A 13,155-nucleotide genomic window follows, 5' to 3' on the forward strand; every position below is an offset into this window, starting at 1 on the left:
CGGTCTTAATAGCATTTTTCAGTGTTGCCGATTTTCTTCATTTTATCCTTTTCATAATAAACTTCATAATACAGACGGCCCGCAACTTTTGTGCGATCCTGCCTGAATCCTCGTGATGTTTTTCTTCCGTTGTAATTTATTTTAAAACACTGCAATAATAATTAAGCCATTTCAGGAAGATGCCAGGTTATTGGAAAGCAATTCCCAAGAATCTTTTGTTTTTCTTCTATGCGTCACCTTCACTTTACAATCTTTTTACCAATAGTTTGCGTGCTGAGATTGGAGACAATTAATTCGATATCCGTAACACAAATATTCTATTCACGGTGCATCGCTTCAGGAGCTGACTTAAACTTGTCTTTATCTTTCGTAAAAATAACTATCGTTAAGAGACTGTTCGGATATGCAGCACCCAGGTTTATAAAGGTTACCTTTTCAAGCGTTTTAGTGCCGTACACTTTTGAACACGCCGTCACTTTTTCGCCATAATGTTTCGTTACGGAGTCAACACTAATTTTCGATTAACCAAATACTACCGTCGAAAGAAAGCTTATAACAGCTATCGATATTATCTTTTTCATATTGGATTAAATGGTTATTCCTTATACCAGCTCAATAACTTCTATGTTGAGGTTCAATATAACGGTGGCATAAACGCAATTACAAAATTCACATCATTTTCAACAGATACAAAACTTAAGTCTTATCTTGATAAAATTGACATTTCAGGTGCTATTGAGCCATAGATATTTTAGCTAGTTTTATTAAAAATAACACCGGTGAAAAACATTCTTAGATTTGGTTTACTCCGAACAATAGCTGTTGTAGTGGTTTTAGCAGGGGCTGTGGGCTCACTTGCGTTGACGCTTTATACAGGTCGCAACAACAAATCTTTTCTCCTGATTGTACTTTTTTTTATCTGGATACTCTCCCCTTTTTTAGCGCTTTTGGTGGCTAATGTGTTTGCTAAGCGTTGGTCTGATCTTTTCCGCATGATTCTCTATAGTCTGATGATCATTCTTCCACTTGGTTCTTTGGTTGCTTACAGCGGTGTATTAAGTCCAATTGGGGCAAAACCAGCCGGTGTATTTCTTATTGTACCACTTGTTTCATGGTTGCTCATAGTGATTGTAATACTATTAGCTGCGATAATGGCACGCAGGTTATCAGGTAGGAGTGATGCATTATAACTTAAACTTCTTATGCCGATATAGATTTGTTGGTATATTGGTATCTACCGTCTCCCAGAAAATAAAAAAGCCCTGAAATTACTTATTTCCAAGGCTTTATAAAAATAATTCGTATCACGTGCGGTGCCAGAACTTGCTATTTCAACATTACAACTTAAAAAATTATTGATGGCACTCCCGATATTTGTTATTCAAGCGCCTTAGACCTCATTCCTGAGCTTTGAGCTTCTCTGGGAGCATAACACTTTTTTGTAATATAGCGATAATTGTTCGTTGCGAGCTAGCCTGGCAGCTTGGTAGCGTATTGATTATCTCCTATTTTAAGGAGGGGATAAATTCCATGTTATTTTTATCAGCTCTCATCATTACAATTTGGATGTTTAAAATACTTAGTAATCACTAAAATAAAAGACTTCTCCAAATCTCATACCGCCAAAAGATTGGCGAGTCTGGTCAAATCAGGAATAAAATGGTTCGAAAATTGTACAGTTGGGTTAACATAGTAAGGTCATAATCATTTGGTTTTCTATTGCAGGCGTTTTCTTTACTCTCAATATTGCTGACAAGTTCTCTTACACCATGAAATTCAGTTTAAAAATTACCCCTTAAGATTAATAAAATATTAGAAGGTGCCACGGATACTAATTCGCGCTTTTCTTTTCGCAAGCCTTTTGCTTAGTGTGATGAATCTGTCATTTGTAGTTTCACTTTCTGTAATAATGTTCCGGCAATTTCTGCATCGGGCGCAATTGTTAGAAAAACTGTCAACAAATTATGCAGTTCATTTTGAACCAGGCGGTCATGTTTGCCATAATCCCAAATAGGGAAAATCGTTTCTCCAAATATTTGCTCAAAGGTCAATTCTTTTAAAATAATTCTTGCCTGCGATTCTTGGTTCCTAATAGTGTTTTTCGGAAAATGATTTACTCTGTAAGAATATAACTGGAATAATGCCCGTAAACTTTCGATGGCAGTACCCGGATCATTGATGCCGGGGCTCAAAGCCTTAAGAGCCAATTCCGTCAATTGCCTGAAACCAAAAAAGAAATTTTCTTTGATGGATTCACTGGATTGCAAATACACTGCTTTTTGTATTTCTTTTATAATTTCTATAGGCAATGTCTTGTTCACTTTAATAACAGGCAATCCTTTTAAAATAAAGGCGCCGGGAGATTGCATTAGATTTAAAATGCAGTCATTTTCATTACAAATGCGCAATAAAATGCGTTTATCAAAGCCCTCGTAAATTCCGGAGGCTGCAGCGGCAACCAGGTATTTACTTTCAAATAACATTGCTTTCGCAGGGAGGTGCTGCAACTTGCAGGAATGCTCCAATGAAGAATTTGTCTCTCTATATATCCGCTGAATGATTACTTCGTACTTTACTGATTGGGTGATGTAATGCAGAAAATAGATGAAAAGAAAAATATCAACAATGGTAAGTACTATCAGCAAATAGGTGCTTAATGCAGGAATCTGAACACCGGAATCCACATCCCTGATCGTACTCAATAAAAATAAAGCATATACAATGGTGCCGACATATATGCCTAATACTACCTGCTGAAAACGGCTTCCTATCAGTTTATCTAAAATCCGGTTGCTCAATTGAGATGCAGTCTGATTCAGAACAATCATTACCATCGAAAAGCTAAATACAGTCAATGTAATAATCCCGGCTGTGATGGAAGAGATAATACTTCGTGCCGTAGAAGGATCCCTTAACCTGAGCCAATGTAGGCGCGATTTTATTTGCCTGCCTTCTTCAGAAAAATCAAACGTAATGCTCATTAGAGAAAGCGCCAAAAATACAATCACAATTATGGCGGGATAAAACGCAATGCTGTTTACAATTTTGTTACGGTGTTCGTTAATCCAGATTCTGATATTTGTCCACATAGGCTTGTTCTAATTATTAAAGGATTTCCGGCATAAGTATAGCAGTACTTTTCGTACATACCAGGTGTTCCATTATTTTAAATTTAAACCTTTTTATTTTCAATAGGATGTACCCTGTGCAATAGCACCTGCATCAGTTGCCTTTCCCTTAAGGATGAATTCAAAACCAACACTGATAAAGGCTCCTATAATGGGACCGGCCACCACCGTTAGTACTAGAGCAAATTCTAAAGTGCTGAGGATCGGGCCGCCCCTGAAAATCGCAACAGTAATAATGATGGCTACTAAAGCCACTGCAAGTATTATGAGGTAATTACCGATCTTCAATACCGCTTTCTGAAAATGACTTACAGTATGCGCTTCCGCAAGTGTTTTGCTGTCTTGCCAAAGTAAGTGTTGGTACCTGTTGCATAGACCAGAGCGTCAATTTCACCCCTGCGAATGATAGACCCCGGGAATATGGCTTCACCGGTTTTGCGTGTAGCCGGTAATGATTCACCCGTTAGTGCCGATTGGTCAACGAATACTTCATCGCCTTTCAGTAAGCGGGCATCCGCCGGAACGATGTCGCCAGGAGCATGCAGATTACATCTCCGGGCGCCGGTTCACGGGCTGGCGGATTTGCCCATTTCCCATCTCTTTTCAACCCGGGCATTAATGGGGCTGTTCATTGTGAAGATTGTATATAATTGAGGTGACTATCGATTTATAGGCAAAGTTCGCTGCATTAATTCTACTGAATATTACACAGTTCTTTGCATTAGTTACATAATTCACACATTAACGATTAGGCATTTTTCCTGCATTTTCGAAACAGGATGGATCAATAAAAATAATACTGGCATTACTTTGAAAAGTTTTTATTTAATGGAGCAGTATAGTTCGGTGGACCAACCGACGTAAAATGGTTTGACATTTACTTACTGTAAGTTTGTAACATCTTTCAAATAATTACTATTTACTTTGGACATACTTTCCATTATAACGGTACTCATAATTATCAGCGCCGGTTTTTCTTATTTAAACGAAAGGTTTGTAAAATTGCCGGGCACGATAGGGGTGATGACAATGTCGGTGGTGGTTTCTATTATTGTTCTAATTATAGGAAGAATTGGGGATGAAAAATCGAACCTGCTAACGACACTTGCTCACAACATTAATTTCTCTGAGGTGTTGTTGAACGTAATGCTTGGCTTTTTACTGTTTGCCAGCGCCCTGCATTTCGACTATCAAAAACTAAAAGCATTAAGAAGGCCCGTATTAATATTGAGCACACTGGGCGTAGTAGTTTCTTCAGGTGTTTTTGGGGGATTACTGTTTGGAGCGGCTCATCTTTTGCGTATTGACATTCCGCTTATTTATTGCTTTCTTTTTGGAACTCTTATTTCACCGACGGACCCAATTGCTGTAGGCGCTATTATTACAAAATCAAGAATTCCTCCAAAGTTAGCAACCATTATATCCGGGGAGTCTATGTTTAATGATGCGGTTGGGCTCATTCTTTTTGTAACAATTTTGGGCATTACTAGACAATCCTCTAACAGAATATCCGTACTTGAAACATTGCGCTCTTTCGGAACGCAGGTTATCGGAGGTGTTCTTATCGGCTTGCTAATGGGGTTTATCGCATACCGCCTTATAAGGTCAATTAAAGAATTTCAAACTATCTTTTTAATATCCCTTGCAGTGGTGTTGGGTATTTCGGTAGTGGCCAATAAGTTTGATGCATCCATACCTTTATCAGCAGTTGTGGCCGGATTGGTAGTAGGCAATAACAGTTTTGGTAAAGACCATCCGGCTACACAGTTTCTAAATCGTGTATGGCAATTGCTGGATGGGATACTTAACACGATTCTTTTTGTAATGATTGGGCTGCAACTATTGATATTGCCGTTCCTGAGACATTACTGGTTGATTGGGTTGATCTCGATTTTGATTATACTTATCGCAAGAGCGATCAGTGTATCATTAATTGCATTTTTTGAATTACGCAAAGTTAACCTGGTGAATCTTTCTATTCTCACGTGGGCCGGTTTGCGCGGAGGAATTTCGATAGCGATGGCACTCTCACTTCCTCTTTCTCCCTACCGGGAGGTGATACTTTCCTGTTGCTATTTTATTGTGATATTTTCCGTAATAGGCCAGGGGCTTACTCTAAATAAGTTGGTTGATAAAGCTGTAAGAGAGGATAAAAAAGTGATATCGGTTAAAATCTGAACAACTGGCCCCTCACGATTTGGTGAATGCAACCTTTTATGCAAATGCTCAACGAAAAGTTCCTTATTAATGTTCGAATCCAAAACATTTACACAAACGACTATTATTATTTTCGTTTATGCGTTGCCGGTATTAATTCGGGCAACCAGCTTTTTCGATTAAACGGGTTACCATTTTTTAAAGGAAGCTGTTGAAAATAATATCGTGTGGTTTTTCATGAAGCGTGTTCGATGGCAGCATCTTTGGTCATGCATTTGTTTTCTTATCCATCAAACTTATTTCCATTTTTTCCTTTTTTACATCCTGCTTTATTAGCCCAAATAGACTCATATAAACATTAGCGATCCACACTAATGCAAGCCCTGCAATTATATAGCCCCGCCAGTCAGTCATTAACAATTTATAATCCGTCAATAAAAGAAACAGTACAGTAACGTAGTGGCTAAAACAATATTCGCATGTAAAAAGGTAAAAGAATTTTCTTTCTAACAATGTTTTACCTTTTGCGCAACGGTTAAGGCAATAGTCTCTTGGCTCCCGGAATACCTCTTCATGTGTAACGGTCCATGCTACGCAGGCAATGGGTATTGCTAATAAAAAGAGCCATGCTGCCTGTAAGCAGATTGTCATACAACAACTGATTTTTTTGAATGATATTCATTCCACGGTAACTATTGCCGCGGAATTTTGCTAATTGGTTCTCAGTACTACCTGGCCTGATGGGCTATACATGTCAGCATTATCTTCTGCTGTTATAAAAAAACTGAGAGGTTGAAATGGCACTGAAGTTTTTAATGAACTCTTCATAGTTTTTGAAAATAAACTACTGGAAGTATTAAGCTGTCCTACTTCTTTGGTTCCATTCTGTTGTGTGTTCATCCATACTATATAAACCTTTTTTGGCGGATCAAGTCTTGAGGGGTCTGCCAGCCGTATTACACTTAAAGTGACATCGTAATTTTTATTTTTATTTTTCTTCACTTTGACCTTGCCCTCTGCGGCGGGAACAACGGATGAAGTTTGGAATGACATTTTTCTTGCGCAGGACGGGAGCATAAATGCTATAAGTAACAGAACACCGACGGAAAAAAAAGCGGCCGGGCGATTATTTATTTTAATTGATTTCATTTTAAGTATTTTAATTCTGTGATCACTATTCTATTGCCAAATACCAGCTATTCAGGCATCATCAAGTTAAGTTATAACACCGGGCGTGCACAAATGTTTAGCTTAATTTAGATAAATCATTTTCAATAATTTTTTTCTTTTCCTGGTACTCATCGTTGGTGATTAATCCCGAAGCAAAATGCTTCCGTAAGATATCAAGTGGTGAATCTATTTTATATCGCTGACCGGGAATATTATAGGGAAGAAAAAATATCCAGAAGATGAAAATTCCCCAGATGAACCACCAGATTATGTTCATTCCCCAGTAATTATTATAGTACATTTTGTTTTTACTTTGAATTTTAATAACACAAAGGTCATTTGTTTAATACGATTAAGTGTTACACAATTCTACAAATAGGTTACATCATTCACACTTTTGGGTGGTGTAGCATTGTCCCGCAAAGAAAGAGCACAAAGTATTTCTTGGCAGACTTTGTACTTCAGCACCAATTTATTTTTGGGTGAGGCACTATAGATATTTGATATTAAGACGATTTGTTTGAAGCAGTACTATCGTAAATAGCTTTAAAATGCGTTTATTCGTTATGGTTATGTAATCTGAATCCCTGCATACTTTATTCGTACCCGCTTTTAATAACTGTTGAAATCATTTTAAACCTTCCGTTTGACATAATCTGGTTAGGTGCATGGGCCGGTATGATGATTCCCTGGCCGTTCTCAAGTAAGTTAGACACTTTGTTTATTACGATGTTTGCATTTCCTTCAATGATTTGTACGAAAGTGTCGAAAGGTGATGTCTTTTCGGATAAACCTTCGCCCGTATCAAATGACATCACACTTACATTTCCGGTTAATTTTTTAATGATTGTTTTACTGACTACTGAATTAGGTATGTATTCAATGATTTCAACAATTATATGTGGTTTTGCTTTTTCAATTTCTGAATTGTTTGAATTTACAGCACCTGTCATTTTATTGCTGCCTGTATTTTTCATCCGGTAAAGTTGAGTACTATTCTGGTAGCAAGTGTTATATAAATCTGTTGAAAGGTTACATGATTCACACATCTTCAAGCATGGAGCGCCTTTTTATTTTCATAAGTTTAAAATGAGTAGGGGTGAGGCCCGTTACCTTTTTAAATTGAGCAGAAAGATGTGCAACGCTGCTATAATGCATCTGGTAAGCAATTTCAGTAAGGTTCAATTCATTATAAACCAGCAATTCTTTTACCCGCTCAATTTTGTGAGCAATAATAAAATGTTCGATAGTTGTTCCCTGGACTTCTGAAAAAAGATTGGCCAGGTACGTATAATCGTGTTGTAACTTTTGGCTCAGGTAATCAGAAAAATTTATGGACAAAGGTTCTTCAGAATAATGTACTAATTCAACAATCACATTTTTTATCTTTTGAATTAAGACGCTCTTTTTGTCATCTATTAATTCCAGCCCTGATTTTAACAAAGCAGCTTTGAACTGCTGTTTTTGTGTTGTTGAAATATTTTCCAGTATGTCTGCCTCACCCAATTCAACAGTGGCATATTGAATCCCCAGTTTCGTTAATTCATCCCTAACCACCATTTTGCAACGAATGCAAACCATATTTTTAATGAATAATTTCAAAGTGCTTATTACGGTAAAAGATTATAATTCCTGTACGGTATCGGAGCTAATTTTTTAAAAATATTTTCCGATCCCAATCGTTAAAATTACTCCATTAAAAAAGAAGAAGATGTTTTTATAAGACTGGTAAATGGGATTGAAACTATAGGGTATATACGTTATATATAAAAGCGCTAGCTAGAAGCTGTTGTAGCTAAGGATGTTAATTAAAGTAACTATTTAACAAAATTGTGATGAAACAATCAGGGGGATCTGAAGTAGAAAACAGGCGGAGAGACAATACAAATAAACAATGTAACGTAAACGGGCAGGCGCAATTAGGTAACCCCCTTTTTGTAAAATCCCATTAATTCTATGATGCATTTGAAATTAATCACACAACATTAAACAGCCTTCAGATATGAAGAATCCTGATTTTTCCAAATCTTAAGAAATTTCCGGGTGTGTTGCTCCTGATTTATCTCGATATATCTTAAAAAGGACCTTTCAGTTCTATGCCCTATTATGGCCATTATCGTTAAACTGGGAACATTCATATTATACATGTTAGTTGCAAAAGATCGTCGGGCTGTATGAGTACTGATCTTTTCCCACTTGTAATTTGTGCTTCCTGCAGTAGCAGTGGGCCCGCAAATAGATTCTTAAAATTAATTATCGTCAGCTATTTTAAAATCCTTTTTCAATAACCAGCCCTTGATGGCTTTTCCGTTATCATCAGTAAAAATCGCATATCTAAATTCGCCACTTTCGTCCGTTAAAGTAAGTGTTGCATCGCCCGGTGTTAAATAAATATCGCTTCTTTTATTTTTATCAGGCGCATCATAAAAATAGGCGGTGTGGAGGATGGTGAATTCATTATCAGGGCGAACCTTATGCGTGCCCGGCTTTAAATTTGAATTGGGTGTCCATTTTTTTCGCGGTTTATGGCTTGCAGTAATAAGCGGTGTATGGGTTTTTTGTTTCGGTTTATCGTTTGCCCTCACTATCGGTTTGTCTGCCGTTAGTATAGTTGAATCCGCATTGGCCGGCAATTGTTCGTCTTTTTGCGCATCGATAGGTGTTGGAACATGTTTACCAGAATTATAGAATTTATCATAGGCTGCAAAACCAGCTAAGCCAAACGCAATAATGAACATTAAAAAAAACGCGAATTTTGATACGCCTTTCCGGTTGGTTGCACTTAATTGTTGAGCTTCAATCAACTCTCTTTCGCGTGTCTGCACCAGGTATTGCAGATCTTTCACCAACTCGTCCTTCTCTGCAATCTGTGTTTGCAGTATAAGAATTTCTTTTCTCAAATTGGGCTCATCTGCATGGGCCTTTGTTTTTTCTTCTGCTGAACCATTGATGCCTTTTCTTCTTTCGTCATTAATAGTACCACGGTGAATAAATTCCTGCAACTCGCAGCCGTTCTTAAATCGACTTGCCGGATCTTTTTCGAGGCATTTATAGATCATGCTTAGCACCCATACGGGAATTTCCATTTCCCGTTGCTGCTTCTCATTGCTCCAATAACCGGGCAGCGCCTCACGCCGTAGCGATATTATATCGGGGGGTAACGTTTCCATGTGTGCCAACATTACTGCATTGCGTGCCATTTCACTCTTGTTCGTTAAGGGAAAGGGAACAATTCCCGTTAGTAATTCAAACAATACAATTCCATAACTATACACATCCGTTTCCGTTAATGTTTCGCCGGTGCTTTGTTCCGGGGCCATAAATTCTATAGCGCCCGCATAACGGATACTCGTGCGACGTTGCTCATCAGACATAACCGATAAGCCAAAATCCAACAATATATAATTACCAGTATGTTGATTGAATTTTACGTTATTGCTTTTTATGTCTCCATGTTTTATGTTGGCCCGGTGGCAATGCGCTAATGCATTCGCCAAATGGTCAGCTACTTTAATGGTTTCCTTAACGGTGAACACCGGATCATAAGGCGGTTTCAACAATTCACCAAGGTCAGGCCCATCAATGTATTCCATTTCTATAAAGGGAAGATTGCCGGAACTTGTTATACCGGAAGCAATGATGCTTACAACATTTGGATTGGGAATTTCATTTACCTTCTTTAGCTTTTGTACTTCGTTTTGGAACGAAATAAAATGCTTGTCGTCTTCACTCTCGCTGGCGATGGGAGTTGGCAATATTTTAATAGCGGTAATAATTTCACCGGTCTTTCTTGCTTTATAAACGGAACCTTGTCCGCCCGATTTTAATGCACCGAGGTTTTCCAGTCCTTCTGTTATCGTAAAAATCTTTGCCATAGTTAATCTTCTCCTGAGTAAGTGAATTCGAGAACGGCCATATCGCCTAAAATTATTTGATCCCCTTCCTGCAGGCGATGGCCAACTTCTATTGCCTGCATTTTTATCAATGCACCTTCGGGTGTACGCACTTTCATTTTATTGTTGGGAGGAATACCACCTTCATCTGCAAAAACCAGGAATGAATTACTGTCAGCTTCCCACTCTATATGGCCATGTTGACGACTCACAGAACGATTCCTTTCAACAGGCTTAAATGCAATTACATTTTTCCTTACATAGTTTCCGGCAGCCTGTACCCGTGATTCGCGGCCGATATTAATTCTCCCCGAACCGGAATCAATTAAGTATGTGTCATTCTCCGCTTCTCCATTCAGCACTTTTATAAATGCCTTGTTTTTCTTATTGCTAAGTCCTGATCTTTTTGTCGAGATAAAAACTGCAGCGTCAATGCCGCTTATAAGATCAGCCTGCGGCGGGAAAATATTGGTGAAGGCGACCTCGAATTTAAAAGAAGATGATAATGTAATTGCGTAGTCATCGGCAATTTTTTGTACTTCCTCCATTTTGAATTTTCCGGGCATATTAGCGAATACCGCCGCCTCATATAGGTGTTTTTCTGCTTCGCTGCAATTAATAAAAAGGTAAACGCCCATTATATTTGCACCCTCACCGCCCTGGGCCCGCTGCAATTTTTCCTTGATGGATTGTACTAAGATATGCCGAATGCCTTTTACATCATGTGGACGTTCTTTAGATAAATTGAACATATTGGTTATACTTTATTTAAAAAAATTTAATGGCCACCTTCACCCTGATGACGCATCGTTAATTCGTTTGTGTTGTCTAAGTCAGGCAACGCGGGTTTCTTTAAAGGATCAAAACTTTTTATATAATTACTTTGAAGTAACAATGGTATAATGTGTGCTCCTGCAAGCGCAACCGCATCACTTGAACCCTTTGTTCCTTCAATCCTTATGCAAACAACTACATGGCCTGTGCCATCAGGCTCGGGTGCAAAAAAAACATACCAGCCATCATTGATACTTTCTCCTTTCATAATTCTTTCCGGAGTGCCTGTTTTGCCTGCCACGAAAATTCCAAACTGGCTTTTCTTCGGTGCACTCTGTTCCCGCATATAAGTTGAGAGGTATTGCGCATACGCGGAATCCCCGGCGATTGAAACACCTTGTTTTATATTTGTTGGGTTACCATTCACGTTTAACACGTACCTGTTCGGTATCATCATGCCATTGTTGGCAATGCCTGAAGCGATTCTTGCAACAGCCGCAGGCGTGGCCACCAGTTCGCCCTGGCCCCAGGCCATACCCGAAATACCAAGTGCTCTTGTTCTACGTATGTTCTCCGGGTCGTAACGGTTAAGACTTTTAAATTCTGTTTCCCTCCAAAGCTTTCTCCATTTTTCCTGTTGCGAAATATTATTGGCATCATTCTCAAAATAATATCCGCCCACACCATGAAGGAACATACCAGATTGCATATAGAGTGTTGCCATTTGTTCCTGCAATTGTTCTTCATTGGCAAGCCGGATGAAGAAAGAATTATTGGATTTTACGATTGCCTTCTCGATGGTAATCAAACCAGCCTCATCCGGCTCCGGACCCGTAACCCTGATCAAATCTTTTGGATACACCCTGATGGTTTTTTTGGCAACAGCAACACCGAGTTTATTAAAGGCGGCCATTGCCGTAACCAACTTTGCAGTTGAGCCGGGTTGAGTCGCATAGGTAAATCCAATATCTGTATTCACATTCCAGCCTGGTAATTTGTTAATTTCATTTTCAGGCAAAGTCAGGCGGTCAAAATCATCGACGGGAGGAAGCGGCCAGCACGCAGATGCCAACACATCCCCGGTTTTATCTTCCATAACTACTACGGACACACGCTTTTTATTTACGCTATCATCCTGCTGCAAAGCCATTTCAATTTTTGTTTGCAATGCCGCATCCATGGTAAGTGTAATGTTCCTGTTGCGTTTCTTGAATTCAGCAACATCATTGCTGTTAATACCGGCAGTTAAGAGATCTGAAAGTGCGCTATAATCTCTTTTTGCAACGGTCATCTCCGTTCCGGCTACAGGCAAAAATTTTTCTTCACGATACCTGTCAGCACTAACGGCATATTTTACAATCGGCGCCGGAAAACCCCTAAGCTCCGCCGCATGAGCGTATTCGGCAAAGTATCCATTGTTGCCCCCGGAGAAAACTCCGGTGTTGGCATCGCCTGTCCAGAAAAAAGTATATGCCCCAAAGGGATAATATCGATCCTGCCTTTTGTATGCAAGCGATTCTATGTTTTCCGAAGGTATTCCTAGAGCCAGTAAAGAATCTTTTTGGGTCTGCACCAAATGAGGATCGCTGGATGCCAGCAGGCGCCCATTCCTGTCAAACACGTTGCCAGCCTGCAGCCTGTTCATTAGGATACTTATTCTCGGGTTATAGCTAAACATTCGTGAACCGCTACGATTAGCCACCAATGCAGGTTCTACGATCCACTTTTTTTTGTTTATCGTATACCCGGATACGTTAGCTATCAGAAGTAAGATGGCTGCACACGCCGCTAACAAGGCAGGCATCAGGTTTTTATCCTGTCTCTGCGAAATATATTTCATTTGGGTCTGCGTTCCGCTAAGGCGTGATACTCCCAATAAAAATCCGGCCGCGATCATACTGCACAGCAATGACGTGCCTCCATAACTGGTAAATGGTAAAGCTACTCCCGATAAAGGAAGCGCCCCGGTTGAACCACCCGCAATCAATAAAAACTGAACAAACAAGCCGATGCCAGCTCCTGCGCATAGATAA

The 13,155-nt window shown here is 39.2% G+C and carries 15 protein-coding genes; 2 read left to right on the top strand and 13 right to left on the bottom strand.

The window, feature by feature from the left end; translation table 11 throughout:
* Positions 1-317: 317 nt before the first annotated feature.
* Positions 318-458, bottom strand: coding sequence for a hypothetical protein (locus ACO1O5_RS10415; protein WP_486269940.1), 141 nt, complete (start codon positions 456-458; stop codon positions 318-320).
* 321 nt (positions 459-779) lie between these two features.
* Between ACO1O5_RS10415 and ACO1O5_RS10420 the strand changes: the two genes are divergently transcribed.
* Positions 780-1,190, top strand: a complete 411-nt coding sequence (locus ACO1O5_RS10420; RefSeq protein ID WP_486269942.1) for a hypothetical protein — start codon at positions 780-782, stop codon at positions 1,188-1,190.
* 675 nt (positions 1,191-1,865) lie between these two features.
* On the opposite strand, the gene ACO1O5_RS10425 is transcribed toward ACO1O5_RS10420, so the two are convergent.
* The 3 genes from ACO1O5_RS10425 to ACO1O5_RS10435 all read right to left on the bottom strand — a co-directional run bounded on the left by ACO1O5_RS10425 (position 1,866) and on the right by ACO1O5_RS10435 (position 3,673).
* Entirely contained in the window at positions 1,866-3,089 is a 1,224-nt protein-coding gene (locus ACO1O5_RS10425; RefSeq protein ID WP_486269943.1) for a DUF2254 domain-containing protein, read from the bottom strand.
* A gap of 99 nt (positions 3,090-3,188) precedes the next feature.
* A complete protein-coding gene (locus ACO1O5_RS10430) occupies positions 3,189-3,416 on the bottom strand; it encodes a hypothetical protein (protein WP_486269945.1) in 228 nt (75 codons plus the stop codon).
* A 20-nt stretch (positions 3,417-3,436) separates the two neighbouring features.
* Positions 3,437-3,673: a P-type ATPase actuator domain-containing protein gene (locus ACO1O5_RS10435; protein ID WP_486269962.1), complete on the bottom strand. Its 237-nt coding sequence runs from the start codon at positions 3,671-3,673 to the stop codon at positions 3,437-3,439.
* A gap of 379 nt (positions 3,674-4,052) precedes the next feature.
* On the opposite strand from ACO1O5_RS10435, the gene ACO1O5_RS10440 reads away from it, so the two are divergent.
* Positions 4,053-5,306 carry a cation:proton antiporter gene (locus tag ACO1O5_RS10440; RefSeq protein ID WP_486269947.1) on the top strand — a complete coding sequence of 418 codons (1,254 nt, stop codon included), beginning with the start codon at positions 4,053-4,055 and terminating at the stop codon, positions 5,304-5,306.
* A 246-nt stretch (positions 5,307-5,552) separates the two neighbouring features.
* Here the strand turns inward: ACO1O5_RS10440 and ACO1O5_RS10445 are convergent, their stop codons facing one another.
* The 9 genes from ACO1O5_RS10445 to ACO1O5_RS10485 form a co-directional block, all read right to left on the bottom strand.
* Positions 5,553-5,936, bottom strand: a complete 384-nt coding sequence (locus ACO1O5_RS10445; RefSeq protein WP_486269949.1) for a hypothetical protein — start codon at positions 5,934-5,936, stop codon at positions 5,553-5,555.
* Between the two features lie 60 nt (positions 5,937-5,996).
* The gene (locus ACO1O5_RS10450) at positions 5,997-6,434 is read right to left on the bottom strand and encodes a hypothetical protein (RefSeq protein ID WP_486269951.1); all 438 of its coding nucleotides are present in this window, start codon (positions 6,432-6,434) and stop codon (positions 5,997-5,999) included.
* A gap of 97 nt (positions 6,435-6,531) precedes the next feature.
* Positions 6,532-6,756, bottom strand: coding sequence for an SHOCT domain-containing protein (locus ACO1O5_RS10455; RefSeq protein WP_486269952.1), 225 nt, complete (start codon positions 6,754-6,756; stop codon positions 6,532-6,534).
* 295 nt (positions 6,757-7,051) lie between these two features.
* The gene (locus tag ACO1O5_RS10460; protein WP_486269954.1) at positions 7,052-7,432 is read right to left on the bottom strand and encodes a cupin domain-containing protein; all 381 of its coding nucleotides are present in this window, start codon (positions 7,430-7,432) and stop codon (positions 7,052-7,054) included.
* A gap of 64 nt (positions 7,433-7,496) precedes the next feature.
* The gene (locus ACO1O5_RS10465; protein WP_486269955.1) at positions 7,497-8,036 is read right to left on the bottom strand and encodes a helix-turn-helix domain-containing protein; all 540 of its coding nucleotides are present in this window, start codon (positions 8,034-8,036) and stop codon (positions 7,497-7,499) included.
* 404 nt (positions 8,037-8,440) lie between these two features.
* Entirely contained in the window at positions 8,441-8,692 is a 252-nt protein-coding gene (locus ACO1O5_RS10470; RefSeq protein WP_486269963.1) for a tyrosine-type recombinase/integrase, read from the bottom strand.
* A gap of 12 nt (positions 8,693-8,704) precedes the next feature.
* Entirely contained in the window at positions 8,705-10,330 is a 1,626-nt protein-coding gene (locus ACO1O5_RS10475) for a serine/threonine-protein kinase (protein ID WP_486269957.1), read from the bottom strand.
* Between the two features lie 2 nt (positions 10,331-10,332).
* Entirely contained in the window at positions 10,333-11,100 is a 768-nt protein-coding gene (locus tag ACO1O5_RS10480; protein WP_486269958.1) for an FHA domain-containing protein, read from the bottom strand.
* A 26-nt stretch (positions 11,101-11,126) separates the two neighbouring features.
* Positions 11,127-13,155: penicillin-binding transpeptidase domain-containing protein (locus ACO1O5_RS10485; RefSeq protein WP_486269960.1), on the bottom strand; the 2,029-nt coding region annotated here is incomplete at its 5' end.

This window comes from Ginsengibacter sp., from assembly GCF_057362405.1.